Consider the following 26,087-nt stretch of genomic DNA (forward strand, 5'->3'; position numbering starts at 1 on the left):
CGAAACTTTTCTCCAGCAACATGCTGGGGCTCGTGCTGGCTGTCGGTATCACCCTGCTGATCACCTATCGCCTGGGCGCCACCTTTGAGTCGGACGCCTTTATCATGGCGCGCAGGCTGATCACCGGACTGACCGAGCTGATGCACCGGGCAATGCTGATGATCTTTATTCCGGCAATGGCGGCGGGGCTTTTCGCCGCGGGCACGCGGCGGCGCGGGCTGGCGATGCAGGGGGGGCGGGCGCTGGCCGTGGGCGTGGCGCTGTTCGCGGTGATCTGGTTCATCGCGCCACCCGTGATCGACGCGTTGGGCGGTGCGATGGCGTCTGAAACCCGCGCGCTGGCGATCTGGGTGACGCGGGTGATGGCGCTGGCTATCCCGGCGGCGGTGCTGGCAAACCTGCTGACCGCAACGCTGAACCTGGAGGGCGTATTCGGTGCCCCGGCGTTGTTGCGGCTGCTGCCGCGCATGTTCATCCTTGCCGCCTTTTTTCTGGCCGCCAGCCAGGTGCTGGTGAAAACCGCCGCCGCCGGGTTCGTGCTGGGCAACCTGGCCCTGGTGCTGGGGTGTCTGTGGCTGGCCAGACGTCCGCGCGCCGTGCCTGCGATGCAAACCTCATCGCCCCCCCGGGCGCGGTCGCCCGGCGATGTCGGTGCGGTGCTGCTGATGATCGGCGGCGCGCAGGTTGTCAGCCTGATCGAGATCGGGTTCGCCGTGCGACTGGGCGAAGGGGCTCTGACGATACTGGAGCTTGCGCAGCGCATCACGGTACTGATTTCCGGCGCGTTCATCTCGGCCACGGTGATGCCGTTTCTTGCCAGGTGGTCGCGCGACGAGGGCGCGCGCACCCCGGCCTCGTTCGGGCGCGCACTGCGGATGGGGCTGGTGTTCCTGGCCTGTGTTCAGGGCTTTTTCTTGATCAATGCCGGGGCGGTGGTGTCGCTGCTCTTCGAGCACAGCCTGCTGGACCCGGCAGCGCTGCGGAAACTGGTGGCGCTGGTCATGGTGGCGTCGGCGGCGCCGCTGGTGGTATTCTGTTACCAGTTGCTGGCGATATGGAACATCGCCGCCGGTCGTGCCGGTCTGGTCTGGTGCATGCTTGTCGCGCTCACAGCCAACCTGGGGGTGCGCGTGGCGCTGGCGCTGGGGCTGATGCCGCAGATCGGCTTGCAGGCGCTGACGCTGGGAATGGCGGCAGGGCCAGCAATCGCGGTGGTGGTACTGATGATGCTGGGTGATCGCGGGTTCCGGCCGGTCGCACCGCAGGGCTGGCGGATTGCGGGCAGACCCGCGGCGGCGGTCGTGGCGGTGCTGGCGGCGCTGGGGCTGGGGCATCTGGGCGGACAGACGCTTGGCAGCGGGCATGCGCCGGTCGCGGCGGCGATGCTGACGCTGGCAGGGTCGGCGTTGGCCGGGCTGGTCACGGTGGCTGTCCTCGTTCGCCGTTTCGGCCTGCTGGGGATGCTCCGGCGGAAGGAGCCATAAGGAAAGGTGGGAATGTTGGTGAGAATACTCTCTTTGGCGCTGGCCGTGACATTGCTGGGATCGGGCGCAGCCCCGGCCCAGCAGGATGCTAGCGCGATCTTTGACGTGCAGGCCAGGATCACGCCGCAGCTGGGCCTGGCCTTTCCCGGCGCGGACCCCGCCCTTTACCGATACGTTGCCGATGCCGGCATCGGCGTGGTGCGCATCGACGCCGCCTGGAAACATATCGAGCCCGCACCGGGGCAGTTTGAATTTCGCGCCCTCGACCGCCGCATCGCGGGGCTGCAGCAACTGGGGCTGACGCCCTTCGTCACCTTCACCTCCGATGCCGAATGGGCAGTGATGCCCGCCACGAAACACCTCAACAATGCCACGCCCCGCGACCCCGAGGCATGGTCGCGTCTCGTGGCCAGAGTGGTCGAACGCTACGATGGCGATGGCGCAGACGACATGCCGGGCCTGCGGGGCGCGGTGCGGTACTGGCAGGCGGCGAACGAGTTCATGGGCGTAAACAACACCGCCGGCGGCTGGGGCGGCAGCAGCGAGGAATTGCTGGCCTATGTCAACTTGGCCCATGACGCGGTCAAGGCGGCCAACCCCGACGCCATCTTTGTTCTGGGCGGGCTGTCGGTCTTTACCATCGACGCCGCCGCCATCGTCCTGGGAGCCGACATGGGGCTGCAGCAGGAACATGAGGCGGGCAAGATCCGGCATATCTCGCGCAGCGACCTGATGGCGGGGCCAATGCGCGAGATGTTCGAAAACCGGCTCAAACGGGTGCTGAGCGAGGCGCGCTATGACATCGCCGACGCCCATCTTTATGGCCCCGAATCCCGCGACCCGGCCCGCATCAAGGCGCTGAAACAACTCTCAGGGCATCCGGTCCTGTCCAGCGAATGCGGCGGGCCGGCGCTGACCTATGGCGGCGGCTATACCGGACACCGGCACTATGTTTCGGTCATCGAGCGCAACCTCAACGCTCTGGCCGGGGGGATGCGGTTCTGCCTTTGGTTCGGGCTGGGCGAAGAGGTGAATTCGACCTGGGGCAATTCGCGGGTGCAGCTTTACGACCAAAACCGCCGGCCCAAGCCGGGCGTTGCCGCCTATCGCCTGCTGTCGCGCCTGCTGCCGGCCGGGGCAGGGGTGCGGCGCATCGGTGACAGCCGGGCGTTCGAGATCGCGTATGATGATGGCCGCCGCAGCCATGTCACGCTGGGCCGCGCGGCGGCGGCCACTTTGGCGGCGACGCAGGGGGGCGACGCGATGGCGATCTGTGTCAATGATGCCGAACGCCGGCAGGCAACGCTGATGCCCCTGTCCGCGGCCATACACAATTGCAGTGAAGATGCCGTTGTGGTTAGTGGGTCCGTACCTTTGGGCCTGATCGGGGCGAAATGAGCCGGGACGAAGCCATTGCTTGACCACTATCGTGAACTCTTCCGCCTGTTCCGACGTTCTATTTTCCTGAGCATCGCCGTCGCCGGGCTGGTGGCGTTGGGGTTCAGTCTGCTGTTGCTGAAATACGTGCCGGTCTATGTCTCGTCGGTGACGATGAACATGCAGCCGTCGGAAGAGGCGCTGCGATTCAACCGTGAATTCAAGGATGCGGGGCAGTTCAACCCCTCCACCATCATCACCCAGACCCACATCGAACGTCTGCTCAGCGACCCGGTACGCGAACGCGCGCTTGATATCCTGATGGAGCGCGCTAAGGGCGACCGCCCGGTCGATCCGCCAGACATGATCGACAAGATCAAAGGCGCGGTCTGGCGCAGCTGGGCGACGCTGAACTATGGCTTCTTCATTCCGCCGGACAAACGCACCGAATACCTGGCTATTCTCAAGAACGCGATCAGCGTCGATTTCGTCGAAGGCTCCTACATCATCCGGCTGGAGGCCAAGAGCCAGTACCCTGAAGTTTCGGCGCGTATCGCCAACGCCTTTGCCGATGCCTATGCCGAGATCGCCAGCGCCGATTTCCGCGGCCAGATATTCGACTCCGTCAAGGTGGTCGAGGGCAAGATCGCCGTCAAGGAAGCCGAACTGGCCGAGCTGCTGGCCGAGCGCGAGAAACTGCGCGAAGCACTTGGTGTGCGCGACATCGGACTGGAACTGTCGATCATGCTGGAAAGCCGCCGGGCGCTGGTGCAGGCGCTACAGGAGGCCGAGATCGAACTGGTCAAGCTGCAAAACGAACTGGCCTACCAGATGCGCACCCTGGGCAGCCGCCAGGCCGACACCGAAGGCGTGTTGCAGCCCCAGCGCCGCAAGATCGCGGACCAGCAGGACGAAATCGAGGCGCGCCGCCGCAACATCGCCGAGCTTGACGACGAACTAAACGGTCTTGCCCTCAAGGAACGCGAGCTGGACAAGCTGACCAACGCCATAGAGGCCGCGCGCACCGACCTGGAGGCCCTGCGCGAACGCCGCGTTTCGCTGGAGCTGGGAACAGATGCGCGCATGTCGCAGCTGCGTATCGTCAGCCCGGCCGTGGCCTCGGTCTATCCCGAGTTTCCCAAGGTGCTGGTCAATACCGTGGTGGCGATGATCGTCGGCGGGTTGCTCACTGTGGCCGGCATCATCCTGATCGACACCGTCGGCACCCGGGTGCGCACCAAGGGCGACCTGCAGGTGGTGATCGGCACCCGCGCGCTGCCGACCGTCAATCGCAGGTTCCGCCGCTATTTTCGCAAGGGGCACTTTACCGGCGGGCGCCTTGCCCGGCGTCTGCTGAGGCAGTTCACCATCGGCCTGACCCGGCGGATGAGCGCCGGCGCCGGGCTGGACACCCACACCGTCCTGGTGACCGGGTTTCTTGACCGCAACGAGATCGACCGCGTCGCCGCCGTGATCCGTACCGTGATCCAGATCCAGTTCGGCAGCGACGGCAAGGACAGCGCGATAAAGGTCGAGACCATTCCGCCGGTGTCCGAGGTGATATCATGGGATGATCAACCCGACGGCACCATCGTGGTGGCGGTGCCATCTGGCAAGGTCGAAGAGATCGAGGTGCGCTCGATCGACAAGGTCGGCAACCGCAAGCCACGCCGGCCGTTCATGCTGATCTGGAACTAGGGCACATGCCGGACCGGCGGCAGCGCAAACGGCGCAGGGCCCTGCAGGCGGGCCTTGGTCTGACCCTGGGGGCCGGCGTGGGGCTGGTCCTGCTGGTCTTGCCGGGTGTGCCGGGCTGGGCGGCGGCGCTGGCGCTGGCGGTGGGGCTGGTTGCGGCGTTGCGCGCGCTTGACGATCGCGGCGGCGTGCCGGTGATGGTCTATCACAGCGTGTCGGCTGCACCGGAATGGCTGCCCTGGGCGGCCAACATCTCGGTCAGGCCCGAGGTGTTCGAGGCACATCTGAGGGTGCTGCGAAGGGGCGGCTGGCAGGTGATCCCCAGTCAGGATCTGGCCCGCGCGCGGCAAGAGGGGCGCGCGCTGCCGCGCCGGGCGGTGGCGCTGCATTTCGACGATGCCTATCTGGACAACCACGTCGCGGCGATGCCGTTCCTGCGCCGCTATGGGATGCCAGCGACGGTTTTTGCCTCGACCGATTTCATCGATCCCTCGACCGGCCTGCGCCCGGAAATGGATGCCGAGCAGGGCGTTCAGTGGGATGGCTACATGAACGCCGATGAGTTGCGCGCGATGGATGCCGACCCGCTGTTTGAGGTTGCTTGCCACGGCACCGATCACGCACGGGTCGCCATCGGCCCGCCGGAGGGCGTTCGCCTGAGCAAGAGCGACTGGAAACGGCACGCACCCTGGCTTTGGGGACAGATGCCGGGCAACAAGGCGCGCTGGTACAAGGCCGACACCCCGCCGCTGCCGCTGGGCACGCCGGTGCCCCAGACCGACGCGGCGCTGTGCGCCGGTCGCTGGGATGCCGAAACCGGCCCCGAACCCGACGCCATGCGGTGCGCCCGCATCCTGGCCGATCTGCGCCGGGCGCGGGCCGGGCTGGGCGCGGTGCTGGGGCGCGAGGTGACGTTCCTGTGCTGGCCCTTCGACCGGGTGACGCCCGAGGCGCTGAACCTGGCGCGCGAGGCGGGATTTACCCTCTTTACCGGCGGGCGCGGCCAGAACCGCCCCGGCGAAGACCCCACGGTGCTGTCGCGCATCCATGTTAATGACCACGCCGCCGGGCCCGCTATGCCGCTCTGGGTCGAGGCGCTGGTGTTCCGCGCGCGGCTAGGCGTCGCGGCGGGCGAATTGTGGTGGCTGCCGGTCACATGGGCGGCGGCACGGCGGCGCGCGAAGACATACGCCATCGAATACGAAACACCTGCCCGAGCGGTGCCGGGGGACCGGGCGGCATGAGCGTGCGGGCGGCAACCCTCCTGCCTGTCGGGGCGGGCTTGTTGGCGGCGGCGGCGACGCTGGCGGCGGCTATGGCGACCAAGGCAGAACTGGCGCTGGCGGTGCCGATGGGAATGCTGGTCGCCCTGCTGATGTTCACGCGGCCGATCCTGGGGTTGGGGCTGTTGTTCTTCTTCGCGCTGATGGATGCGGTGGAAGAGATGCTGACAGGGCCGCTGGGGATATCAGGGTTCCGTTCAATCGCCCTTATCACCCTGGCCGGGGCGGTGATGGTGCCGACCATGCGCCGGCATAACCTCATGATCGCGCTGCGCGAACCCTCTGTCCGGCTGGGGCTGGCGTTTTCTGCCTGCGTCGCCATCAGCACCCTGCTGGCCATCGACAAGCGGATGGCTGCAACCGAGGGGATGCGGCTGTTGTCGGTGGCGATGCTGATGTATCTCACCATCCTGATCGTGCAGAACATGCGCAACCTGCGTATCGTCATTGGCGTGTTGATCGGCAGCATGGTGATTTCCGCCATCATCGTGATCATCGAGATATTCCTGCATGTGACCTTGGTTTCATCGTCGACGGCGGCGCTGATGGCGACCACGGCCGAAGGGGTGTCGCGCTCATCCGGCGGGTCGAACCATGACCCAACCACGGCGGCGCTGATGCTGCTGATGGTGGTCACGCTGGCGCTGATGCTGGCGCTCGAAGGGCACCGCCACCGGGCGCTGTTGCTGGTTGCCGCCGGCATCGGGTCGGTCGCGCTGATCTTCAGCTTCGCGCGCTCGGCAATGCTGGTCTATGCGCTGGTGCTGATCGCGGCGGCCTATCGCTATCGCCACAGCCGCTATGCACCGGCGGGGGCGTTGCTGGGGCTGATATTCGCAGTCTTCATGCTGCCCTTCGTGCCGGCCAGCTATTTCGCACGCTTCTCATCACTGTTCGAGGGGATAGGTGCCGACTGGACGCTGGGGCGGCGGCTGACCTACCAGATCACCGGCTTCGACATCCTGCTGAACCACCCGGTTTTCGGGGTGGGGCCGGGGAACTACAACGAGTTGTTCACCGATCCCGCCTATCGCTATCTGCCGGGGCGCACGATGCTGCCGCGCCCGCTGCACAACATGTATCTTTCGGTCGCGGTGGAATACGGGCTGGTCGGGTTCTTCTTTTTCATGTCGCTGATCGTGTTGTCGTTCAAGAGCCTGCTATCGGTTCTGCGCGCCCCCGCCAATGACGAGATCCGCACCATCGCGCTGGCGCTTCTCTTTGCCGCATCGGGGTTCTTTTTCGCGTCGGTCATGAACCCGCATGACGACAATAAATACACCTGGATCCTGCTTGGCCTCGGCCCGGCGGTGGGGGTCGTAAACCGCCGCCTTTCGGTGCCCAGGCTGGAAGACAAGACCGAAGAGGACCCATCGTGAAGATCGTGGTCGTGGTCAGCGACTTTCCCAAGGTGACCGAAACCTTTGTCGCGGACAACGTGCTGCATTACCTGTCGCGGGGGCATGACGCGCAGGTCTTTCACCTCAAGCCCTTTCGCCGGGACGAGGTGGTGCATGACCATACCCGTCCCGTGGTCGAGCGCGGCTTTACCTTTCCCTGGATCGGCGGCGCGTCGGCGGCGGCGCTGGCCTGGGGGCTGATGCGCCGCCCCGGTGCAGTGCTGGGGGTGGTGGGCGCGATCTGCCGGACCTTCTGGGCCGAGCCGCGGCCACTGTTGGCGTCGCTTGCCATCCTGCCCAAGGCGCTGGCGCTGGGGCGCATGGCGCGGGCACAGGGGGTCGAACACATCCATGCCGAATTCGCCGGCTATCCCGCAACCGCGGCCTGGATCGCGGCGCGCGCATCGGGCGTGCCTTTCAGCTTTTCCGCCCATATGCACGACATATTCGTCACCCATGGGTTGTTGGTCGACAAGGCGCGCGAGGCCCGGTTCGTGCGCGTGATCTCGGATTACAACCGCCGGTTCCTAGCAGCGCTGCCGGGCTTTCCGGTGCAAAAGCTGCATGTGCTGCGCTGCGGGGTGAACCTTTCCGCGCCGGCGCCACTGCCGCCGGCACCGGGGCAGGGGCGGGCGCTGCGCATCCTCTTCGTCGGCTCGCTTATCCCGCGCAAGGGGGTGGCACACCTCTTGCAGGCGGTGGCGGCATTGTCTGATCGCATCGACTGGCGGCTCGACATCCTGGGCGGCGGGCCTGAGGACGACAGGCTGCGCGTGCTGGCCACCAGGCTGGGGCTGGGGGAACGGGTGCGGTTCAGGGGGCCGCAGGCGGCCGCGGCTGTGCGCGCGGCCATGCAGGCGGCACATGTGCTGGTGGTGCCCTCGGTCACCGACGCTGACGGGCAGAGCGAGGGCATCCCCGTTGTGCTGATGGAGGCGCTGGCCGAGGCCCGCCCGGTGATCGCCTCGAACCTGTCGGGTATCCCGGAACTGGTGCGTGACGGCGAAACCGGCTGGCTGGCCGGGCCCGGCGACGCAGGCGCCATTGCCACCGCGCTGACGCGGGCACACGATGACTATGACGCGGCCGCCAGGCTGGGGCAGGCGGGCCGGGCACTGGTGGCGCAGGAATATGATATAGACCGCAACGCTGCGGCGCTGCTGGCGATGATGGAGGCGACAACGTGATCACCCTGGCAACATGGGTATTCTGGCTGAGCCTTGTCGCCGCCGCCTATACGGTGGTCGGCTACGGGCTGTGCCTGGTGGTGCTGTCGCGCCTGTTTTCGCGCCGGCCCGCACCGCCGCCGGTGGGACCGCTGGACGTGGATTTCCTGATCGCCGCCTATAACGAGGCCGCCCATATCGTCGCCAAGATCGAGAACTGCTTGAGCCAGGACAACCCCGCCGGCCACCGGCTGCGGGTGCTGGTGGTGTCGGACGGGTCGGATGACGGCACCGCCGACCTGGCGCGTTCGGTCAGGGACGAGCGCGTGACAGTGATCGAAACCCCCGGCCGGGTGGGCAAGCTGGCAGCCCTCAACATGGCGCTGGAGCGGCTGACAGGCGATGTGGTAGTCTTTTCCGACGCTAACGGCCTGCTGGCGCAGGGCAGCCTGGCGGCGCTGACAGAACCCTTTGGCGACAACCAGGTCGGCGGCGTATGCGGGCGGATCGGCATCGACCCCGAAACCGCCGGCAGCATCGGTCGGGCCGAGGGCTTTTTCTGGCGCTACGATCAGGCGCTCAAGGCCGCAGAGGATCACATGGGCGGCGTGGTTTCGGCGCAGGGGTCGATCTATGCGGTGCGCCGGCACCTGTGCGCGCCGGTGCCACCAGGGGTGTCGGACGATTTCATCATGTCGGTGCGCGTGGTCGCCCAAGGGTACAGGCTGGCATTCGCACCGGGTGCGCAGGCGCATGAAGAGGTCACCGAACGCGCGGCGGATGAGATGGCGCGCCGTGTTCGTTCGACCGAGATGGGCTGGCGCGGACTGATGTCGGTCAAGGGGCTGATGAACCCGTTCAGGACCGGGCTTTATGGCTGGCAGCTCTTCTCTCACAAGTTCCTGCGCCGGATGATGCCGGTTTTTCTGGCTCTGCTGCTGGTCAGCAGCCTGGTGCTGATCGGGCAGGGCTGGTTCTATACCGCCTTTGCAGGGCTGCAGGTCGCGGGCTATGGCATGGTGCTGGCGGCGTGGTACATGCCCCCGCTGCGGCGGCTGCCGCTGGTGGGCAAGGCGATGTTCTTCGTGATGACGAATATCGCGATGGCACTGGGGGTCATGGCCTACTGGCGCGGGGTCAAAAGCTCTCTCTGGCAGCCGGTGCGCGACAAGGGCTGAGGCGGCTCAGTAATCCTCATCACCGTCGCCGCGGCAATAATGATAGCCGTCTATGGCCTCACCCAGCCTTGCATGGGTCGCGGGATCGGCCGAGCGCACCAGAAGGTCGTTGACCGGCTTGCGGAAATGATAGCCCGCGCGGCCGATCACGCCATTGGCCCAGCAGTGCCGGGTCGCCTGCAGGATGATCTGGTCGGCGCGCGCCTCGAGCGCCGCGCCCTCGGCCCGGTCAAGCAGCGCGGCATAGACATCCGCTGCGCCGCTGGCGCAAAAGATGTCGACGATCAGCAGGTTGCGCCGGCCGCCGCCCTCTTGCAGCCGGGTAACGACATAGCCGGCCGGCTGTCCGCCCTGGCGCAGCAGGAAGATGCGATAGCGCCCCAGCGGAAAATCGCGGTAGCGCCAGTTCAGTTGCGCTGCATTGCGCAGGTGAATGATCGAATAGCCCCCGTGCGCATCCTGCCATAGACGGTCGAATTCGGGGCCGAAATCGGTGATTTCCTCGGTCTCGAAGCCCCGCGCCGCGCCCTTGATCGCCCGCCGCAGCCCCACGCCCGAACGCCAGGCCAGGTCGGCGGGCGCCAGCAGCGCGCGCCCCACCGCCCCCAGCTCCTTGCGCCGCGCGGCGATGCGGCCGGGGCGCAGCGGGCGGAAATGGTTGTCCATCCCGGTGCCCTTCCCATCCGACAGCCGGCGATAGACCCGCTCCACGCGATCGTTGCGGGCGAATCCCATAACCTTGTCGTAGGTCGAAAAAAATGATCGGATCAGTGTCAGCCCGGTGCCGCGCCTGTCCGGCGCCGCCATCACTCCCATAGGGTGGCGCCAGACATCAAGCCGGCCGTCGAGCGCGACCATGACCGGAAGCATCAAGGCGCCGCCGACCGCGGTTTCGCCGTCGAAAACCGCCAATACCTCGGTACGGTGGCCCTCGGCCGCCAACGGTGTGTCAAATAGCCAGTCCCACGCATCCCGCTTGCGCGCCGCGGCATCGGCATCGAAGATCTCCGCCATCAGCGCGACGAATTGCGGACCGAATGCGTGGGCCTCATCCCCTGTAAGGCGTCTGATCTCCATTGCGGCGCTCCTGTCGGTGCTCGGCGAGAATGGCGCGAAACAGGCGGTCATGGCTGTCCGCGGCAGCGTCTACCGTATACCCTGTCGCCACGTCACGCGCGGCCTCGCGCCAAGCCTCGCGGGCGGGCTTGTCATGAGAAAACCGTATCAATGCCTCGCCCAGCGACTGCAAGTCATCGTTTTGCAGCAACAACCCGGCGCGTCCGTCACGCAACAGGTGGCGCGGGCCGAACGGGCAATCGACGCTGAGCACCGGAACACCCGCCGCCTGTGCCTCGATGATGGCGTTGCCCAGCCCTTCACGCAGCGAGGTGCAAAGAAACCCGTCCGCCTGCGCCAACACGCCCGCGACATCGCGGGTCTGCCCGGGCAGGGTGGCGGCGCCGTCGAGGTTCAGCTCGCGCACCAGCGATTGCAGCGCATCGCGTTCAGGGCCGTCGCCGTGGATCGTCAGCCGTGCGTCGGGATGCTGGGCGTGCAGCCGGGCAAAGGCATGTATCGTCAGATCAAAGCGTTTCTCGCGGCTCAGCCGGCCGATCGAGACCAGCCGCGTCGCGGTGTCCGCCAGCGGCGGCCAGGGCGGGATTTCGCCAACCACGGCGTTGGGCAGCACATGAAATGGCGGCAGGATGCCGGGCAGGCGCGCGTCGTGTTCGGCGCCAATTTCGGGCATTGGGGCGCAGAGCGCCTGCGCGCGCGGGTAAAAGAGGCGTATCGCCGCCAGCCGGGGCCAGGGCCACTTGGCCACGGCCAGAAAGGGCTCCAACGGGGTGTGCTCGCTGATCGCGCAGGCGGTGATGGCGTCACGCCAGGCCAGCCTGCGGGCCAGCAGCGAGATGATATTGGTGGCGTTCGTGGCACTGTAGACCATGTCAAAGCCCTCGCGCCGCATCAGCCGTGCCAGCGCCCACGACGCCCCCGGTAGCCTGCGCCCGCCAAGGTCATGCAGCGCGATGTCGGAACTGACGCTGTCGAGCAACGCGCCCTCGCGCGCCTGCACCACAACGCTGACCCGCCAGCCTCTGGCCTGCAGCGGCGCGGCGAGGGTGCAAAGGCTTTTTTCCACGCCGCCAAGGCGCAGATGCGGCAGCAGCAGCGCAAGGTGCGGGGGTGGCCCCGCCTTTGGCCGACTATCGTTGGGGGTGGCAGGCAAAGGGATCGGTCACTTTGCCGAAATGCCCTTTGCCCCGGTCATGGGGCCTTGCCGGTCGGCCTGCCGGAAGGGGGCGGAAACTGGTTTCGGCGGGCGCGGCGGGATCGCGGGTTCGCTCATCGGGTAGCGGTCGATCATATAGATCGCAACCTCGTTGCCGGGGGCATAGGCATAGGCATAGCCGTCCCTGACCGGGCCGATTTCAGTCAGCGAAATCACGGCCTTGCGGGTTCCCGTCGGGCGGACCCGGATGATCAGGTCAACGCGGCCGGGCATGGGCTGTGACAGCCGTTGGGCCATAATGATACGATCATGAGAGATGCCGATGACCGGGATTTCTGTCTTGGATGTATCGAGGCGCAGCCCCAATTGCCAGCGCCGGGCGCGGCGCGCCTCTTGCGCGGCAGCGGCGTGGTCTTTCCTTGGCCGCAGGTGCAGCCAGATCTCGACCAGCGCGCGCGACAGCACCCGCATCCCCACCTGCAGGCAAAGCGCCAGCTCCATCCGGTAGTAGACCGGATTAGTGCACAGGATGTAATTGTATTTGGCCCGCAGCCGCCGCGTGGCATCATGGGGCATGTAGGCCTGAGTGTGCCCGATCAGCCCCGGCTTGACGTGAAAGCGCATACCATAAAGCGGGTTTCTGCGCATTTCCGCCTCGGCCAGAACCGGGCGCACAGGGCGCGGGCCGTAGATGTTCATGTCGCCAAGCAAGATGTTGAAAAGCTGCGGCAATTCGTCAAGCCGCGAGGCGCGCAGGAACCTTCCCAAGGGGGTTTCCAGGCCGCTGTCCTTGGGCAGCGCGCCGGTACGGCTGAGGCGCTGTGCCTCGGTATCGAGGGTGCGGAACTTGATCATGTTGAAACGCCGCCCGTCGCGCCCCAGCCGTTCGCCGAAATGCAGGATACCGGGGCCCTGGGTAAAGAGCAGCGCAAGCGAAATCAACGCCATGACCGGCAGCGCCACGATGGTGATCGGGATCACGACGGCAAGATTGTAAATCCTGTGCAGGGTTTCGTTTCGGGGCACGAAACCGGGGCCGAGGCGACGGTGGGCGCGGCGGTGACCCGCAGGTCTGACGGCCGACACCGATGCCGGCGCGGGGCACGCATGCGCATCTGTGACAGCCAGTGCCACGGGCGCGGGGGCCCCGGTCGTCAGAGGGCCTTCATTGCCCATACTGTCGTCTCCAAATGCTCGGGTCAGGGTGTAAACGGGGTGCCTTTTGAACCCGGCACCGCGGTGTCGTTCTCAAGCCCTTGTTGATCTCGTCTGTTAGCCGCCCGTACTGACCTTTTCGTGTGCGCCAATTGTTCACTGTCTCGTGACCCATCATCTAGAAATTGGTAAAGACTGCGTCAACACGACCAGAGAATCGCGGCGGGAAAACGGCGTCATGGCGGCCATCATTCTTCTCACCGTCCGCTTCATGCATCCCCTAAAGCAGAAACATCTGTTGGTTATATTATTGGAAAATATGATTTTTGCAAGAACGGGCGGATTCCCGCCCGCGCCGGCACGAAATGGCAACACTGCGCAGTGAAATGCCATGGCGCCCCCTCGGTAACCGGATATGGCGCTGATAGGGCACGCACCACCCCATGACAGGCGAATCGCGCGCCCTGGGCGGCAACGGCGGCTTGCGGCTTTGCTTGACATTTCCTGACGCGCGAACGATCAGGTTCCCGCACCCGATCCCGGGTCAGCGGCGGGGGTACCCATGATCAGCCACGACTACAAGGCGATCTTTATCCATATTCCCAAATGCGCCGGCACCAGCATCGAGGCGGTGCTCGGCCACCACGCCGATTTTTCCGGCTATGGCCGCCAGGATCATCGCACCATTCGACGGCTGAAACCGCATCCGAACCCGATCGTGGCTGCGGCACGTCGATCAGTCTGCCACATGCGCTATGCCAGCCGCATGGCCGCGCTGCGCGCCGGCTTTCCCTATGCCAACCCGCGCAGCATGCTGACCGTCACCCAGGCGCAGTTCGACACGTATTTCAAGTTCGCCTTTGTGCGCAATCCGTGGGACAGGCTGTATTCCGTCTATCGCAAGCTGATGTCGGGCGACTGGAAGACCGGCGAATACGGCATTGATGCGCCGATGGAATTCGATGAATTCCTTGAACGCTTTGCCGCCGATCCACAGTTGAAGCCGCAGACCGCGTTCATCTGCGGTGAGGATGGCACTGTTCTGGTCGATTTCATCGGCCGCTTCGAAAACCTGAACCAGGACTTTGCGACCGTCTGCGACCGGGTTGGCCTGGCGCACGTCGAACTGCCGCACGAGATCAAAGGTCCGGGGGGCGATTTTCGCGCCGCCTATTCACCAGCCGGGCGCGACATTGTCGCGCGTCAGTTCGCGGATGAAATAGAACTTCTGGGATACAGCTTCGACTGATCGGGCAGGGGGCTCAGGGGCTTCCCGGCACCGAGATGCTGGAGAGCACGCCCGATACACTCTCGACCGAGGCCGTCTTGACGGCGGCAACAGCGGTCAGGCCCAGCATCATCACGCCTGCAGTCAACACCATCCAATCGATGGAGATGGCGCCAGACTCCTCCTGGGCAAAAATGGTAATGCGGTCAATCACTACGTGCCCTTTCAAGGCCAGGATGGCGGCGCAATCCGCCTGTGGATAACTATCCTCTATACCCTGAGTTGACAAAAGTGGCGAAAATTCGGCTTGACCGTTGGCAGAAGGTACTTTCTTGACATAATTGTCACTATTTTAGAGACTAATGGCCCCTGACACAACAATTGTCGTGTCAGGGGAAACAGAGAAACCGCTGAAATCTGCCCTGGCTATTTCCCCGGGATCAGCCCCCGCGGGCTGAAACGCAGCACCAGCAATAGGATAAGACCCATCGTCAGCAACCGCATATGCGCGGCACTGCCCAGCAGGTGCTCCTTCAGCGCGCTGCCATCGGCGAGCGGCGTGGTGATAACCTGCATCAGCCAATACCCGATCGGTTCGACCTGGACCCACAGGAACCAGATCAGGAACCCGCCCAGAACGGCACCGAAGTTGTTGCCGGAACCGCCGACGATCACCATCACCCAGATAAGGAAGGTATAGCGCAGCGGCTGATAGGAGGTCGGGATAAGCTGACCGTCAAGGGTGGTCATCATCGCCCCGGCAATGCCGCAGACCGCCGAGCCGAGGATGAAAATCTGCAGATGCCGGCGCGTCACATCCTTGCCCATCGCCTCGGCCGCGACCTCGTCGTCGCGGATGGCGCGCATCATCCGGCCCCAGGGGCTGGCCAGGGCCAGCTGCGCCAGAACCAGAATGACGGCCAGCACCACCGCGAACAGACCCGCATAGGACAGCTTGATATAAAGCGACGAGGCGATCACCGGGTCCAGCCCCAGCCCCGCCGCGCTTTCGATGAAACCCGGATCGGTCTGCAGATCGACCTCATAGGGTACCGGGCGGGGCAGGCCGACCACGTTCTTGACGCCGCGGCTCAGCCAGTCCTCGTTCTTCATCACCGCAAGGATGATCTCGGCGATGCCCAGCGTTGCGATGGCCAGATAGTCGCTGCGCAGCCCCAGCGCCGCCTTGCCGATGATCCAGGCCGCCCCGGCCGCCAGCAGCCCGCCCACGGGCCAGGACAGAAGGATCGGCAGGCCCAGCCCGCCCAGATAGCCGGTGCCGGCGGGGTTGACCGCCTCGACCGCCGCGACGCCGGGGTCGAAAACCCAGCGGTAAAGAAAGAAACCGCCCGCCAGGATCGCCACGGTCAGCAGCCCGCGCAACCGCGAGGGCGCCATGCGCCGGCGCACCAGCACCGCCGCCACGATCACGCCGGCCCCGGTCAAGAGCCCCGCCAGCACCCTTGCACCGCCGGCCGACCATGCGTCGACCGTCGGCGGCATCGCCACCAGCACTGTCGCCAGCCCGCCAAGCGCGACAAAGCCCATGATCCCGACGTTGAACAGCCCGGCAAACCCCCATTGCAGGTTGACGCCCAGGCTCATCACCGCTGAAACCAGCCCCATGTTGAGGATCAGCAGCGCCGTGCCCCAGCTTTGCATCACGCCGGTCAGCACGATCAGCAGCGCCACAACCGCGAAAAGGCCAAAGTTTTTCAGAGTCTGGCTCATACCGATTTCCCCCGGAACAGGCCCGTGGGCCGGAACAGCAGAACGATCAGCAGGATCACGAAACTGACCGCGAACTTGTAATCGGTACTCAGCAACTGCACCAGGCCGCTAGGTTCCAACGCGTCAGGCAGCAGATAGACCAGTACCTTTTTCCAGGCATAGGTGATCGTCACCTCGGAAAAGGCGATAATAAAGCCGCCGGCGATGGCGCCCAGCGGGCTGCCCAGTCCGCCGACGATGGCGCTGGCGAAGATCGGCAGCAAAAGCTGGAAATAGGTGAAGGGCTTAAAGGTCTTGTCCAGCCCGTAAAGCACGCCGGCGATGGTCGCCAGCCCGGCGACGATCAGCCAAGTCACCATCACCACCCGGTCGGGGTTGATGCCGCTCAGTAGCGCCAGATCCTCGTTGTCGGAATAGGCGCGCATCGATTTGCCGGTGCGGGTGCGGCCCAGGAACCAGAACAGCGCCGCCACGACGATCACCGCCGTCACCACGGTGATGCCCTGCGTGGTCTTGAGCGCCAGCCCCTCGCTCAGCCCGCTCCAGTCACGGAATTCGCGGGCGGTGATGATGAACCGTTCACCATCGGCAAACCGCTGCTCGCCGGGGCCGATGACAAAGCGTACCAGCCCGTTGAGCACGAACATCACCCCGATCGAGACGATGACCAGGATCACCGGCTTGGCCTTCTGCTCGCGGTAAAAGCGATAGACCGCGCGATCGGTGAACAGCACCAGCGCCATGCAGACAAGAATGCCGACAGGCAGTGCGAGCAGGGCGGTGGGCAGGGGCCCCAGGCTCAGCCCCAGCGATTGCAGCCACCAGGTGACCAGGATCGTGGCCATGGTGCCAAAGGCCATGGTGTCGCCATGGGCAAAGTTGGAAAACCGCAGGATGCCATAGATCAACGTCACCCCCAGCGCCCCCAGCGCCAGCTGGCTGCCATAGGCGATGGCCGGGACCAGGACGAAGTTCGTCAGCACCACCAGCGCGTTCAGGAACTCGATCATGCGCGCCCCCCGATCCGGGCGCCGAAATCGGCGTGGATGTCAGATATCCACAAGAAATCCCCATATTTATCCACAGCTTCCCTCGCCAACTATCGGCTTTTCAACACTCTCGCGCATCCCGCGCGATGCCCAAAAGGCGCGATCCAGGCCCCGCGCGGTCATACTGGTTGCCCGCCTTTGCGGCAGCGCCCGTCGGGATGGTCCGAGGCGCTCGCCACACCCGTTCCTCTGGCGCGCACCTCGCCATCGGCAGCGATCAGAACCCGGCTGCCGTCATGCATGATATAGATGCGCGCGGCATTGTCCTTGCGCACCTCCGTCCGGCGCGCCACTCTCTTGCTGGCCTCCAGGGCCACAACCTCGGCGCGCGAGCCTTCACCCCGACGCTGCAGTACGAACTGCCACGGCATGCCGCCGGGTTCTTCGTGTTCCAGCGTGCAATCCCAGATGAAGTTGTTCCCCAGCCCGGCGACCATGTTGGCATGCGCTGTTCTGGACGCGGCCGCCTCGGCCACCGGGTCGGCTCCGCCGCCGCCGCAGCCGGCCAGTGCCAGCGGTGCGGCCAGCGTCACCAGCCCTGCGATAATCTTGCGCATGGTTCTCATCCTCCCAGAAAACTTCGCCGTACCTCGGGATCGGCCAGCAATTCCTTGCCGGTCCCGGTATAGGCGTTGGCGCCCTGCACCAGAACATAGCCGCGATCGGCGATCTCCAGCGCCTGGCGGGCGTTTTGTTCGACCATCAGGATCGGGATGCCGGTGCGGCTGACCTCGATGATCCGGTCGAAAAGCTCGTCCATCACGATCGGGCTGACCCCGGCGGTGGGTTCGTCCAGCATCAGCACCTTGGGCTCGGTCATCAGGGCGCGACCCACGGCCACCTGCTGGCGCTGTCCGCCCGACAATTCACCCGCCGGCTGGCGGCGCTTTTCGCGCAGGATCGGAAAGAGATCATAGACCTGTTCCATCGTGCCCGAAATATCGTCCTCGCGGATAAAGGCACCCATCTCGAGGTTTTCCTCGACCGTCATCGAGGTAAAGATGTTGCCGTTCTGCGGGACAAAGCCCATGCCCTTGCGCACCCGCGCCTGGGGGCTGAGCGCGGTGATGTCCTCGCCGTCCAGCAGCACACGCCCCTTGCGCAGGTTCAGCATGCCGAACACCGCCTTCATCGCTGTCGATTTCCCGGCGCCGTTGGGGCCCACGATCACGGCGATCTGGCCGCGTTCGACGGCGATGGTGCAGTCATGCAGGATGTCCGGCCCGGACTTGCCGTAACCGCCGGTCATCCCTTCGCCGATCAGGAATGGCTCAGACATGGGCGCGCGCCCCCGCTGCTTCTTTCTGGTCAGAAATACCCCGGGGGGGCCGCCCGGCACGGGCGGCGGGGGCAGAGCCCCCGAATGCTGCGGCTGCTTCCATCATGCGCCTGCCAGCTCCTTGTTCTTCAGGCCGGTGCCAAGATAGGCCTCGATGACGTGCTCGTTGGCCTTGATCTCGTCCAGCGTGCCCTCGGCCAGAACCTTGCCCTCGGCCATGCAGATGACCGGGTCGCAGATGCGGCCGATAAAATCCATGTCGTGTTCGATCACCACGAAGGTATAGCCGCGTTCCTTGTTAAGCTGCACGATGGCGTCGGCGATGGTGTTCAAAAGCGTCCGGTTCACCCCGGCGCCGACCTCGTCCAGGAACACGATGCGCGCATCCACCATCATGGTGCGGCCCAGTTCCAGCAGCTTTTTCTGACCGCCGGAAATTTCGCCCGCACGCTGATCGGCCAGGTGGGAAATGGTCAGGAATTCCAGCACCTCGTCGGCCTTGGCGCGCAGCGCGCGTTCCTCGTCGGCGATGCGGCGGCGGCCGAACCAGGTGTTCCACAGCCGTTCGCCCGACTGCTGCCCCGGCACCACCATCAGGTTTTCACGGCATGTCATCGACGAGAATTCATGCGCGATCTGAAAGGTGCGCAGTAGCCCCTTGTGAAACAGCTCGTGCGGCGGCAGGCCGGTGATGTCCTCGCCCGCCATGGTGACGCGCCCCGACGTCGGTTTGAGAACACCGGCGATCACGTTGAAAAGGGTGGTTTTTCCCGCGCCGTTCGGCCCGATCAACCCGGTGATCGACCCTTCGCGGATCGACAGGCTGGCGCCGTCGACGGCGTGAAACCCGCCGAAATGCTTGTGAACGTCTTCGACGACGATCATGCATGCCCCCCCGTGAGGATGCCCCGCTCGACCTGAAGGTTGGCGGCGAAGTTGTTGTTATGATGACGAAAGGCAGCCCGGCATGGCCGGGCTGTCCAATCATGTCACCGGATCAGCGATAGCCGACCGTGGTGATCTTGCCGTCCTTGAACTCGTACTCCCGGAAGGAGCCGGCCGATTCACCGGGGCCGATCAGTTCAACCGAGGAGGCGCCGACATAGTCGATGTCGGTGCCAGCGGCGACCAGGTCGAGCGCCTTGCCCAGCTCGCCGGGATAGATCGGCTCACCCGGGGCGTTGGCGACGTCCATGACCTTGCCCATGTAGTCGGCCGGAGCCGACGACCCGGCCGCCTGCATGGCGAGCAGCAGCAGCGCCGCGGCGTCATAGCTTTCGGCGACAAAGGACGAAGTGCCTTCGATGCCGGCTGCATCCGCCATTTCGACCAGGGTGTTGCCGCCGGGGCTGTCGGTGCCCGGCACGGTGCCAAATGAGCCGTCGAGTTCGCTGCCGAACTTCTCTTCCAGAACGGTGCCGTACATGCCGTCTGGCAACACGAAGGTCGAGAAGGCGCCGGTGTCGAGAGCGGCGCGAATGACGCCCGAGCCGCCCTGGTCGACATAGCCGGCCACGATCAGCGCATCGCCGCCCGCAGAGGCAAGCGCGCCGACTTCAGCCGAATAGTCGGCCTTGCCGTCTTCATGCGCGGTCGAGATGGTGACCGTGCCGCCCGCGGCCTCGACCGAAGCCTTGATCGAATCGGCCAGCCCCTTGCCGTAGTCGTTGTTGGTATAAGAGATCGCGACCGAGGTGATGCCGCGGTCCTTCAGCACGTCCGAGATGATCTCGCCCTGGCGGGCATCCGACGGCGCGGTGCGGAAGAAGAGCCCGTTATCCTCGACCGTGCTGAGCGCGGGCGACGTGGCCGAGGGTGAAATCATCACCATCCCGTTGGGAACCGCCACGTTGGCAAGTACCGCGCCGGTAACGCCGGAACAGTCAGCACCCATGATGCCGTTGACGCCATCGGAGGTAACCAGCCGTTCGCCCGCGGCAGTGGCGGCGGCGGCGTCGATGCAGGTGCTGTCGGCGCGTACCGGCACGACCGTTGCGCCGTCCAGCAGTTTGCCGCTTTCCGACACCTCGTTGATCGCCAGTTCGGCGCCGCCCGCCATGTGCGGGGTGATCGATTCCAGCGGGCCGGTAAAGCCCAGGATGATGCCGATCTTGACATCGTCGGCGGCCATCGCCGAGCCGGCGCCAAGGGCCAGGATGGCGGTTGTTGCAAGAAACTTCTTCATCGGATTTTCTCCCTGTCCAAAGGATGTCTCTGGGCAAGAACCTATTGCGTTCCAAACACAAAAAGCAAGGGGGATTGCAGCGTCACGCCGTGGGCGCCGGTTTATGTCGCAGCCCGCGCGGGCAGGGGGCTCATCCGGTATGTAACGGCGGCTTTGCGCCTGCGTCAGACCGACAGGCGGGCCGCGTGGCTGCCGCGTTCACGATAGGGGGTGGTGTCGTAATGCGCCCGGTAGCATTTCGAGAAATGCGACGGGCTGGCAAAGCCGCAGGCCAGCGCCACGTTGATCACCGTCATGTCGGTCTGCATCAACAGGTTGCGCGCCTTTTGCAGCCGCAGTTCCATGTAATAGCGTTTGGGGCTGCGGTTGAGATAGCGGCGGAACAGCCGTTCCAGCTGGCGGGTGGACATGCCGACATCGCGCGCCAGCGTCGCCGGGCTGATCGGTTCCTCGATGTTGGCCTCCATCATCTGGATGACCTGGCTCAGCTTGGGGTGACGCACGCCGATGCGGGTGGGCACCGACAGGCGCTGCGTGTCCTGATCGGTGCGGATCGAGGCATAGATCATCTGGTCAGCCACGGCATTGGCCAGCTTTTCGCCGAAATCGTCGGCGATGATCTTGAGCATCAGATCAATGGACGAGGTGCCGCCGGCGGTCGACATGCGGTTGCCGTCGATCACGAAGACCGACTTGGTCAGTTCCACCTCGTCGAATTCCTCGGCAAAGCTGTCCTGGTTTTCCCAGTGAATCGTCGCGCGCTTGCCGTCCAGCAGCCCGGCCTTGGCCAGCGTGTAGGCCGCCGTGCACAGCCCGCCGATGCGCAGCCCGCGCCGGGCCTCGCGGCGCAGCCAGTTCAGGATCTTGCGGCTGGTATGCTTGTGCACGTCGATGCCGCCGCAGACCATCACCACGTCGTCGCGATTCAGCTCGTCAAGACCCATGTCGACCCGGAAATTCGCCCCGGCAGAGCAGCGGACGGTTCCGTCCTCGTTCTCGCCGGCGATGGCCCAGGTATAAAGGGTTTCTTCCGCCATGCGGTTGGCGATGCGCAGGCTTTCCACCGCAGCGGAAAAGCACAGCAGGGTAAAGTCTTCCAGCAGAACAAAGACAAAGCGTTTCGGCGTGCCTTGCGGCCGTGCATCGAGCGTGACTGTCTCTGTCTGCATGGCGACGAATCCTTGCGACGTGGCGTCATCCACCTGCCTCTTTTCACGATCGGGATGCAATTGACAAGGCCGCGGGCGTTCAAAAACGACAGCGCCTGTCCGTTTCGTCTCTGGCCTCTGGCGGGCGGCTCCTGTATATTCAAGAACGTTTTCGAAGGCGGAGAGACGCAATGACCGAGTGGCAGAAATCCGACTGGCGCGAAAAGCCCCGGGTGCAGATGCCCGACTATACCAACCCCGCGGCCCTGGCCGAGGTCGAGGCGCAGCTTGCCAAGTTTCCGCCGCTGGTCTTTGCCGGCGAGGCGCGGCGGCTCAAGCGTCAGCTTGGCGCGGCGTCGCGCGGCGAGGCGTTCGTGCTGCAGGGTGGCGATTGCGCCGAAGCCTTTGACCAGTTCTCGGCAGATGCGATCCGCGACACCTTCAAGGTGATGCTCCAGATGGCGATGGTGCTGACCTACGGCGCCAAGGTGCCGGTCATCAAGGTGGGGCGCATGGCCGGGCAGTTCGCCAAACCACGCTCGGCCCCGACCGAAACCCTGGATGGCGTCGAACTGCCCAGCTATCGCGGCGACATCATCAACGAACTGGCGTTCAAGCCCGAGGCGCGCACACCCGATCCGCGCAAGATGCTGCAGGCCTATACCCAGGCGGCGGCGACGCTGAACCTGCTGCGCGCGTTTTCCACCGGCGGCTATGCCGATGTGCACCAGGTGCACCAGTGGACGCTGGGCTTTGCCGAGGGCGAAAAGGCCGAACGCTATCGCGAGATGGCGGGCCGGATCAGCGATACGCTGGATTTCATGCGCGCCGCCGGCATCGACAGCACCAATGCGCCGTCGCTGCAATCGGTCGATTTCTACACCAGCCACGAGGGGCTGCTGCTGGAATACGAAGAGGCGCTGTGCCGACTCGATTCCACCTCTGGCAAGTGGCTGGCGGGTTCCGGCCACATGCTGTGGATCGGCGACCGCACGCGCCAGCCTGACGGCGCCCATGTCGAATTCTGCCGCGGGGTGCTGAACCCGATCGGCCTTAAATGCGGCCCGACGATGGAAACCGACGACCTCAAGCGCCTGCTGGCGCGGCTGAACCCGGAAAACGAGGCCGGGCGGCTGACGCTGATTGCGCGTTTCGGCGCCGGCAAGGTGGGCGAACATCTGCCCCGCCTGATCCGGACCGTGCGCGAAGAGGGAGCCGACGTGGTCTGGGTGTGCGATCCGATGCACGGCAACACCATCAAATCGGCGACCGGGTTCAAGACCCGGCCCTTCGACTCGGTGCTGCGCGAGGTGCAGGAGTTCTTTGCCATTCACCGGGCCGAGGGCACGATCCCCGGCGGCGTGCATTTCGAGATGACCGGCCAGGACGTGACCGAATGCACCGGCGGGGTGCATGCGGTGCTCGAGGAAAACCTTGCCGACCGCTATCACACCGCCTGCGACCCGCGGCTGAATGCCTCGCAATCGCTGGAACTGGCGTTCCTCGTGGCCGAAGAGCTGTCTGGCCTGCGCGCCGCCCGCGCCGCCGAGGCCCGCGCCGCCGTTTAAGGCGCAGGCCGGCGCACGCCATCGCTGGCGGCCAACCGCAGCCATGGGCGTTTGCCGCGCAGGGCCGGGCGGGTCGATGGGGCAGGGGGCTCGGCCGCTTGCGCGCTCAGCGGTGTCACATGGATGCGCGACAGGTCGAACCGGTGTGGTGCGTGCCCCGTCGCCTCCGTGCTGACAAGACATCCCAGCGCCCGGTCGACCTCTCCCCGATCGCCCTGCAGCGGCAATAGGATCATCTGCCCGCTTTGCGCCCCGCGCAGCGGCCCGGCCGGCGCCGTCAGCCACAGATCCAGCTTTGCCGGGTTCTCAAACAGGCAGGTCAGCGCGATGGCGAAATGTTCGCGCCCGGCAGGCCGGATCAGGCAACTGACCGGCATGCCGCGCACATCCATGCCCATCAGATCGGCCAGGTGCGTGCCCGCAACCCGGAACCGGGCCAGGCCCGGCGCGATCCGTTCCAGGACAAAGGCGTTGGGCAGCACCGCCTCGATCCGCCGCGGGTCGATATCCGCGCGCCTTGGCAATTGCGGGCCCCGGCACAGGCCCCGCCAATAGGCATAAAGGGCGCGCAGCCCGGCATCATGAATCGGGGCGGCGGCGCCAGGATAGTGAACCAGGTCGGTCATTCAGGCATCCTGTCGGCGGTTCTTGCGGCAGCGGCGTGAAACGCCGCGCCCGGTTGCTGGCAATTCGATTACAATTTACCGCAGTTTTTCGGGGATTGCGCGCGGATTGCGCGTGATTGGTTAACCGGAGGCGCGCTTGCCCTTGGCCCGGTGAGCGACTAGGACAGGCCCGCACCAGGATGTCGCAGGAGGATGGGCGTGCTCAGATCAATGACGGGGTTCGCCACCGCCCGAGGGGGCGGCGAAGGGTTTTCCTGGACGTGGGAGCTGCGCAGCGTCAATGGCAAGGGGCTGGATATGCGCCTGCGCGTCCCCGACTGGATCGAGGGGCTGGAGGCCGGGCTGCGCGCGCGGCTGGCCGGGGCGATGGCGCGCGGCAACGTGAACCTGACGCTGAAGGTTGCGCGCGACCAAGGCGCCGGTGCGCTGGCGGTCAACCCCGCGCGGCTGGAGGATGCGCTGAGCGCGCTTGAGGTGGTCGAGGCGCGTGCAGCGGAGCGCGGCGTCGCGCTGGCCCCGGCCACGGCGGCCGACCTGCTGGCGCTGCGCGGCATCTTTGACACCCCGTCCGACGACACCGGCACCGAGGCGCTGACGCCCGTGCTGGTGGCGGATATGGAGCCTGTGCTGGCGGCCTTTCTGAAGATGCGCGAGGCCGAGGGCCAGGCGCTGGCCCGCGTGCTGACGGCGCAACTTGACGCGATCGAACGCCTGACCGAGGCCGCGGCCGAGGCCGCCGAGGCGCGGCTGCCGGAAACCCGGCGTGCATTCGCCCTGGCGCTGGCGCGAGTGACCGAGACGGTGCAGGCCGACGAGGCCCGTGTCGCGCAGGAAATGGCGATGATGGCGGTCAAGCAGGACGTGACCGAGGAAATCGACCGCCTGCGCGCCCATGTCGCCGCCGCGCGCGAATTGCTGGCGGCGGGCAGTCCGGTGGGCCGCAAGCTGGATTTCCTGATGCAGGAATTCAACAGAGAGGCCAACACCCTGTGTTCCAAGGCGCAGAACGCGGCGTTGACGGCGCTGGGGCTGGAGCTGAAAACCGTGATCGACCAGATGCGCGAGCAGGTGCAGAATGTGGAATGAAGACAGGGCCGGCACATGGCCGGTAACAAAGGCGGGGCAGGGCGCAACATGACCGAACGGCGGGGCCTTTTGATCATCCTTTCGTCGCCCTCGGGCGCGGGAAAATCGACGCTGTCGCGGCGGCTGCGGGACTGGGACCCCAGCATTTCGTTTTCCGTCTCGGCCACCACCCGCCCGCCCCGCGCGGGCGAGGTGGACGGGCAGGATTATCATTTCCTCAGCGAGGCCGAGTTCAAGCGCCAGGTGGATGACGGTGAAATGCTGGAGCACGCCCAGGTTTTCGGCAACTTCTACGGCTCACCCAAGGCATCGGTCGAGGCGGCGATCAACGAGGGGCGCGATGTGCTCTTTGATATCGACTGGCAGGGCGCGCAGCAGGTTCAGACTTCCACCCTAAGCGCACACACCCTGTCGATCTTCATCCTGCCGCCCTCGATTGCCGAATTGCGCCGGCGGCTGGAAAAGCGCGGGCAGGATTCGGCCGAGGTGATCGCCCGGCGGATGCTGAAAAGCTGGGACGAGATCAGCCACTGGGCAGAATACGATTACGTCCTGATCAACGACGATCTGGAAGACACGTTCGCGCGCCTGACAACCATCGTCAGCGCCACGCGGCTGAAACGCGTGCAGCAACCCGGGCTGAACGCCCATGTCCAACGGCTGCAGCGGGAATTCGAGGAGCAGACATGACGATTTACAGCTTGCAGGGCCGCGTGCCCGAGATCGACCCAGACACCTGGGTCGCCCCCGATGCCAACGTGATCGGTAAAGTGGTGCTGGAGGCCGGCGGTTCGATCTGGTTCGGTGCCACGCTGCGGGGCGACAACGAAACTATCGTCGTGGGCGCGGGCAGCAACATCCAGGAAAACAGCGTCCTACATACCGATCCGGGTTATCCACTGACCATCGGGCCGGGTTGCACCATCGGCCACAAGGCGATGCTGCATGGCTGCACGCTGGGGCAGAACACGCTGATCGGAATGGGCGCCACGGTACTGAACGGTGCGGTGATCGGCGAAAACTGCCTGATCGGGGCCGGCGCGCTGGTGACCCAGGGCAAGGAAATCCCCCCCGGCAGCCTGGTCATGGGCGCACCGGGCAGGGTGGTGCACAGCCTTGATGACGCCGCCATCGAGGGGCTGCGCGAAAGCGCGCGCAACTATCAGCGCAACATGCGCCGGTTCCGCGAGGGGCTGACGCCAGTCACGGGATGACC

The 26,087-nt window shown here is 65.5% G+C and carries 25 protein-coding genes; 13 read left to right on the forward strand and 12 right to left on the reverse strand.

Features of this window, described 5'->3' with window-relative positions:
• The first annotated feature begins 20 nt into the window (after positions 1–20).
• From DL899_RS04640 to DL899_RS04670, 7 genes are read left to right on the forward strand one after another with little or no spacing between them, the layout of a single operon-like run.
• Positions 21–1,484 (forward strand): lipid II flippase MurJ, encoded by a 1,464-nt coding sequence (locus tag DL899_RS04640; protein ID WP_111732811.1) that lies wholly within the window; start codon positions 21–23, stop codon positions 1,482–1,484.
• A gap of 12 nt (positions 1,485–1,496) precedes the next feature.
• Positions 1,497–2,882 (forward strand): hypothetical protein, encoded by a 1,386-nt coding sequence (locus tag DL899_RS04645; RefSeq protein ID WP_162685503.1) that lies wholly within the window; start codon positions 1,497–1,499, stop codon positions 2,880–2,882.
• Positions 2,883–2,897: 15 nt separating this feature from the next.
• Positions 2,898–4,559, forward strand: a complete 1,662-nt coding sequence (locus DL899_RS04650) for a GumC family protein (RefSeq protein ID WP_111732813.1) — start codon at positions 2,898–2,900, stop codon at positions 4,557–4,559.
• A gap of 5 nt (positions 4,560–4,564) precedes the next feature.
• Entirely contained in the window at positions 4,565–5,800 is a 1,236-nt protein-coding gene (locus DL899_RS04655) for a polysaccharide deacetylase family protein (protein ID WP_111732814.1), read from the forward strand.
• Complete coding sequence (locus tag DL899_RS04660; protein ID WP_111732815.1) at positions 5,797–7,218, forward strand: O-antigen ligase family protein; 1,422 nt, start codon at positions 5,797–5,799, stop codon at positions 7,216–7,218. Before DL899_RS04655 ends, DL899_RS04660 begins: the two co-directional genes overlap by 4 nt.
• The gene (locus tag DL899_RS04665; protein ID WP_111732816.1) at positions 7,215–8,426 is read left to right on the forward strand and encodes a glycosyltransferase family 4 protein; all 1,212 of its coding nucleotides are present in this window, start codon (positions 7,215–7,217) and stop codon (positions 8,424–8,426) included. The genes DL899_RS04660 and DL899_RS04665 overlap by 4 nt, the downstream gene beginning before the upstream one ends.
• Entirely contained in the window at positions 8,423–9,583 is a 1,161-nt protein-coding gene (locus DL899_RS04670; protein ID WP_239494600.1) for a glycosyltransferase family 2 protein, read from the forward strand. The genes DL899_RS04665 and DL899_RS04670 overlap by 4 nt, the downstream gene beginning before the upstream one ends.
• Positions 9,584–9,589: 6 nt before the next feature.
• Here DL899_RS04670 and DL899_RS04675 read toward each other — a convergent pair whose 3' ends face one another.
• The 3 genes from DL899_RS04675 to DL899_RS04685 are packed head-to-tail and all read right to left on the reverse strand — an operon-like array spanning position 9,590 to position 12,842.
• Positions 9,590–10,660: a GNAT family N-acetyltransferase gene (locus DL899_RS04675; protein ID WP_111732817.1), complete on the reverse strand. Its 1,071-nt coding sequence runs from the start codon at positions 10,658–10,660 to the stop codon at positions 9,590–9,592.
• Positions 10,632–11,813 carry a glycosyltransferase gene (locus DL899_RS04680; RefSeq protein WP_111732818.1) on the reverse strand — a complete coding sequence of 394 codons (1,182 nt, stop codon included), beginning with the start codon at positions 11,811–11,813 and terminating at the stop codon, positions 10,632–10,634. Before DL899_RS04680 ends, DL899_RS04675 begins: the two co-directional genes overlap by 29 nt.
• 9 nt (positions 11,814–11,822) lie before the next feature.
• The gene (locus DL899_RS04685; RefSeq protein ID WP_162685504.1) at positions 11,823–12,842 is read right to left on the reverse strand and encodes a sugar transferase; all 1,020 of its coding nucleotides are present in this window, start codon (positions 12,840–12,842) and stop codon (positions 11,823–11,825) included.
• 367 nt (positions 12,843–13,209) lie between these two features.
• Here DL899_RS04685 and DL899_RS19335 point away from each other — a divergent pair, with 367 nt between their 5' ends.
• Together DL899_RS19335 and DL899_RS04690 are read left to right on the forward strand one after the other, a co-directional pair.
• Positions 13,210–13,356 carry a hypothetical protein gene (locus DL899_RS19335; RefSeq protein WP_162685505.1) on the forward strand — a complete coding sequence of 49 codons (147 nt, stop codon included), beginning with the start codon at positions 13,210–13,212 and terminating at the stop codon, positions 13,354–13,356.
• Between the two features lie 177 nt (positions 13,357–13,533).
• Positions 13,534–14,220: a sulfotransferase family 2 domain-containing protein gene (locus tag DL899_RS04690; RefSeq protein ID WP_111732820.1), complete on the forward strand. Its 687-nt coding sequence runs from the start codon at positions 13,534–13,536 to the stop codon at positions 14,218–14,220.
• A gap of 13 nt (positions 14,221–14,233) precedes the next feature.
• Here DL899_RS04690 and DL899_RS04695 read toward each other — a convergent pair whose 3' ends face one another.
• From DL899_RS04695 to DL899_RS04730, 8 genes are all read right to left on the reverse strand, one after another.
• On the reverse strand, positions 14,234–14,413 hold the full coding sequence (locus DL899_RS04695) for a hypothetical protein (RefSeq protein WP_162685506.1): 180 nt from the start codon (positions 14,411–14,413) through the stop codon (positions 14,234–14,236).
• 212 nt (positions 14,414–14,625) lie between these two features.
• Complete coding sequence (locus tag DL899_RS04700; protein WP_111732822.1) at positions 14,626–15,930, reverse strand: branched-chain amino acid ABC transporter permease; 1,305 nt, start codon at positions 15,928–15,930, stop codon at positions 14,626–14,628.
• Entirely contained in the window at positions 15,927–16,937 is a 1,011-nt protein-coding gene (locus tag DL899_RS04705) for a branched-chain amino acid ABC transporter permease (RefSeq protein ID WP_111732924.1), read from the reverse strand. Before DL899_RS04705 ends, DL899_RS04700 begins: the two co-directional genes overlap by 4 nt.
• A 161-nt stretch (positions 16,938–17,098) precedes the next feature.
• Entirely contained in the window at positions 17,099–17,536 is a 438-nt protein-coding gene (locus DL899_RS04710) for a hypothetical protein (RefSeq protein ID WP_111732823.1), read from the reverse strand.
• Between the two features lie 5 nt (positions 17,537–17,541).
• Positions 17,542–18,258, reverse strand: coding sequence for an ABC transporter ATP-binding protein (locus DL899_RS04715; protein ID WP_111732824.1), 717 nt, complete (start codon positions 18,256–18,258; stop codon positions 17,542–17,544).
• A gap of 102 nt (positions 18,259–18,360) precedes the next feature.
• On the reverse strand, positions 18,361–19,143 hold the full coding sequence (locus tag DL899_RS04720) for an ABC transporter ATP-binding protein (RefSeq protein WP_111732825.1): 783 nt from the start codon (positions 19,141–19,143) through the stop codon (positions 18,361–18,363).
• Positions 19,144–19,255: 112 nt separating this feature from the next.
• Positions 19,256–20,443 (reverse strand): ABC transporter substrate-binding protein, encoded by a 1,188-nt coding sequence (locus DL899_RS04725; RefSeq protein WP_111732826.1) that lies wholly within the window; start codon positions 20,441–20,443, stop codon positions 19,256–19,258.
• 164 nt (positions 20,444–20,607) lie between these two features.
• A complete protein-coding gene (locus DL899_RS04730; protein WP_111732827.1) occupies positions 20,608–21,612 on the reverse strand; it encodes a GlxA family transcriptional regulator in 1,005 nt (334 codons plus the stop codon).
• A 170-nt stretch (positions 21,613–21,782) separates the two neighbouring features.
• On the opposite strand from DL899_RS04730, the gene DL899_RS04735 reads away from it, so the two are divergent.
• Positions 21,783–23,159 (forward strand): class II 3-deoxy-7-phosphoheptulonate synthase, encoded by a 1,377-nt coding sequence (locus DL899_RS04735; protein ID WP_111732828.1) that lies wholly within the window; start codon positions 21,783–21,785, stop codon positions 23,157–23,159.
• Here DL899_RS04735 and DL899_RS04740 read toward each other — a convergent pair.
• Positions 23,156–23,785, reverse strand: a complete 630-nt coding sequence (locus DL899_RS04740; RefSeq protein WP_111732829.1) for a PAS domain-containing protein — start codon at positions 23,783–23,785, stop codon at positions 23,156–23,158. The genes DL899_RS04735 and DL899_RS04740 overlap by 4 nt on opposite strands.
• 198 nt (positions 23,786–23,983) lie before the next feature.
• On the opposite strand from DL899_RS04740, the gene DL899_RS04745 reads away from it, so the two are divergent.
• The 3 genes from DL899_RS04745 to DL899_RS04755 are packed head-to-tail and all read left to right on the forward strand — an operon-like array spanning position 23,984 to position 26,085.
• Positions 23,984–24,871, forward strand: coding sequence for a YicC/YloC family endoribonuclease (locus DL899_RS04745; protein WP_111732925.1), 888 nt, complete (start codon positions 23,984–23,986; stop codon positions 24,869–24,871).
• A 48-nt stretch (positions 24,872–24,919) separates the two neighbouring features.
• Positions 24,920–25,561: a guanylate kinase gene (gmk, locus tag DL899_RS04750; RefSeq protein ID WP_111732926.1), complete on the forward strand. Its 642-nt coding sequence runs from the start codon at positions 24,920–24,922 to the stop codon at positions 25,559–25,561.
• Positions 25,558–26,085 carry a gamma carbonic anhydrase family protein gene (locus DL899_RS04755; protein ID WP_111732830.1) on the forward strand — a complete coding sequence of 176 codons (528 nt, stop codon included), beginning with the start codon at positions 25,558–25,560 and terminating at the stop codon, positions 26,083–26,085. Before gmk ends, DL899_RS04755 begins: the two co-directional genes overlap by 4 nt.
• Positions 26,086–26,087 lie beyond the last annotated feature (2 nt).

The organism is Roseovarius amoyensis, from assembly GCF_003260265.1.
Lineage (GTDB): Bacteria > Pseudomonadota > Alphaproteobacteria > Rhodobacterales > Rhodobacteraceae > Roseovarius > Roseovarius amoyensis.

Coding starts and splice junctions, on each gene's coding strand:
- DL899_RS04640 (WP_111732811.1), top strand. CDS start 21: ATGCTGGGGCTCGTGCTGGCTGTCGGTATCACCCTGCTGATCACCTAT.
- DL899_RS04645 (WP_162685503.1), top strand. CDS start 1,497: ATGTTGGTGAGAATACTCTCTTTGGCGCTGGCCGTGACATTGCTGGGA.
- DL899_RS04655 (WP_111732814.1), top strand. CDS start 4,565: ATGCCGGACCGGCGGCAGCGCAAACGGCGCAGGGCCCTGCAGGCGGGC.
- DL899_RS04660 (WP_111732815.1), top strand. CDS start 5,797: ATGAGCGTGCGGGCGGCAACCCTCCTGCCTGTCGGGGCGGGCTTGTTG.
- DL899_RS04675 (WP_111732817.1), bottom strand. CDS start 10,660: ATGGAGATCAGACGCCTTACAGGGGATGAGGCCCACGCATTCGGTCCG.
- DL899_RS19335 (WP_162685505.1), top strand. CDS start 13,210: ATGGCGGCCATCATTCTTCTCACCGTCCGCTTCATGCATCCCCTAAAG.
- DL899_RS04690 (WP_111732820.1), top strand. CDS start 13,534: ATGATCAGCCACGACTACAAGGCGATCTTTATCCATATTCCCAAATGC.
- DL899_RS04700 (WP_111732822.1), bottom strand. CDS start 15,930: ATGAGCCAGACTCTGAAAAACTTTGGCCTTTTCGCGGTTGTGGCGCTG.
- DL899_RS04710 (WP_111732823.1), bottom strand. CDS start 17,536: ATGCGCAAGATTATCGCAGGGCTGGTGACGCTGGCCGCACCGCTGGCA.
- DL899_RS04715 (WP_111732824.1), bottom strand. CDS start 18,258: ATGTCTGAGCCATTCCTGATCGGCGAAGGGATGACCGGCGGTTACGGC.
- DL899_RS04720 (WP_111732825.1), bottom strand. CDS start 19,143: ATGATCGTCGTCGAAGACGTTCACAAGCATTTCGGCGGGTTTCACGCC.
- DL899_RS04725 (WP_111732826.1), bottom strand. CDS start 20,443: ATGAAGAAGTTTCTTGCAACAACCGCCATCCTGGCCCTTGGCGCCGGC.
- DL899_RS04730 (WP_111732827.1), bottom strand. CDS start 21,612: ATGCAGACAGAGACAGTCACGCTCGATGCACGGCCGCAAGGCACGCCG.
- DL899_RS04735 (WP_111732828.1), top strand. CDS start 21,783: ATGACCGAGTGGCAGAAATCCGACTGGCGCGAAAAGCCCCGGGTGCAG.
- DL899_RS04740 (WP_111732829.1), bottom strand. CDS start 23,785: ATGACCGACCTGGTTCACTATCCTGGCGCCGCCGCCCCGATTCATGAT.
- gmk (WP_111732926.1), top strand. CDS start 24,920: ATGACCGAACGGCGGGGCCTTTTGATCATCCTTTCGTCGCCCTCGGGC.
- DL899_RS04755 (WP_111732830.1), top strand. CDS start 25,558: ATGACGATTTACAGCTTGCAGGGCCGCGTGCCCGAGATCGACCCAGAC.